We start from the raw sequence: 1,978 nt of genomic DNA on the forward strand, positions 1-1,978 counted from the left end.
TTTCATTTATTAAAAAATGCCAATTTAGATAAGATATTGAAAAACAATTAGAAATTATATATAATTTAACAAAAATGAGCTTTTTTAGTTATCTAGGACAGCCCCAAATTTTATTATTAATGCTAGCTTAAAACTTTTTATCGTTAATAAGAATTATAAGTCTATTTTTATGAATGCTGCATACTCATAATTTTTATATTTAGTATTTAGGCAATTAAAAATCATTTAGTGCTAATAAAAATTACTCCGCAGCACCTAATTCTTTAAGTTTTTCTATTAGTGCCTCATTTGCCCTACCATTATTATATCGTATTCTAGCATAATATAAAACTCCGTCTCCATATTTATTTTTACTGTTTATGTCTATTCCTAAATCTTTAACTAAATATTCAATTACTTCTATACTATTATATAAAACAGCAATATGAAGCCCATTCACGTTGTATATGCTTTCAGAATAAACTAAATCAGGATCAAACTCAGCAAGCATTTTTATTGTATCAATATTTCCATAACCGCAAGCCCAAAGAAAAGCATTCTCACCGTCATCATTTTCAACAAAAGGATTCGCTCCATTATCGAGTAAATATTTCATTATACCTAAATCTCTATAAAATACAGCAAACACCAAAGGGGTAGCATTTTTTACATAAAATGTGTAATCTATAAACTCGTTGTATAAAGTACCTCCTGTATAAATTTGATTAATATCTTCGCCTTCTCTAACTAGTTCCTGAACTCTTTTTAAATTGCCGTTTTCTATAGCCTCAAATATACCATAATTTTTAGCACCTAATTCTTTCAATTTTGCTATGATCTTATAATCATATTCATCATATTGATATTCTTCTTCATAAAGACCAAGAAGTGTTTTTCCATATATATCTTTATTATTTATGTCTATTCCTAAATCCTTAACTAGATATTCAAATACTTCTATATTATTACATCTAAAAGCCGCAAAAAGCCCATTATTTTCGTATTCGTCTACCGAATTAATCAAATTAGTATCAAACTCAGCAAGCATTTTTATTGTATCAATATTTCCTCTACCGCAAGCCCAAAGAAAGGCATTACAACCGGAACCCAAATTATCGAGATGAGCTTTCTCAAAAGGATCCGCTCCATTATCAAGTAAATATTTAATTATATCTAAATCCCTACACCATACAGCAAAAATCAAAAGTGTATATTCATCTCCATAATAGGGTTTAATACTATTAATATCTATACCTTCTCTAATTAGTTCCTGAACTCTTTTTAAATTGCCGTTTTCTATAGCCTCAAATATACCATCGCTTTTAGCACCTAATTCTTTCAATTTTGCTACGATCTCATATTCATATTCATCATAGTTATATCGTTCTTTATAATAATCAAGAAGTGTGTTTCCATTTATATCTTTATTATTTATGTCTATTCCTAAATCTTTAACTAAATATTCAATTACTTCTATATTATTCCTAAATATATTGGCTACAAAAATCCCATCCCTTCCGTATTGGTCTACCGAATTAATCAAATTAGTATCAAACTCAGCAAGCAATTTTATTGTATCAATATTTCCTCTACCACAAGCCCAAAGAAAAGCATTCCAATCACCATCAAAATAATAGTCATAACATATATTAAAAGGATCCGCACCATTATCAAGTAAATATTTAATTATATCTAAATCCCTACACCATATAGCAAAAATCAAAGGTGTATATTCTCCGCATTCTCCTCCAAGTTCATATTCTAGACTTTCATCGATATCACAAATTTGATTGACATCTTCACCTTCTCTAATTAGTTCCTGAACTCTTTTTAAATTGCCGTTTTTTATAGCCTCAAATATATTATAATTTTTATTTTTGCCTTTAATCTTCACAACATTGGTATATGTTTTATGATATATATTTTCAGAATTGCTTATATAATTAGAATCATTATTAATATTTATAGCTTCATCTTCTTTTTTCTTGCATGACAAAAT

The 1,978-nt window shown here is 27.8% G+C and carries 2 pseudogenes; both read right to left on the minus strand.

The features are described from left to right. Positions 1-241: 241 nt before the first annotated feature. Positions 242-802, minus strand: a pseudogene (locus QZ288_RS11715) (ankyrin repeat domain-containing protein); the annotation flags it as partial. Between the two features lie 93 nt (positions 803-895). Beyond that, positions 896-1,873, minus strand: a pseudogene (locus tag QZ288_RS11795) (ankyrin repeat domain-containing protein); the annotation flags it as partial. Positions 1,874-1,978 lie beyond the last annotated feature (105 nt).

Origin of the sequence: uncultured Brachyspira sp. (assembly GCF_910578695.1) — a bacterium.
Classification (GTDB): Bacteria; Spirochaetota; Brachyspiria; order Brachyspirales; family Brachyspiraceae; genus Brachyspira.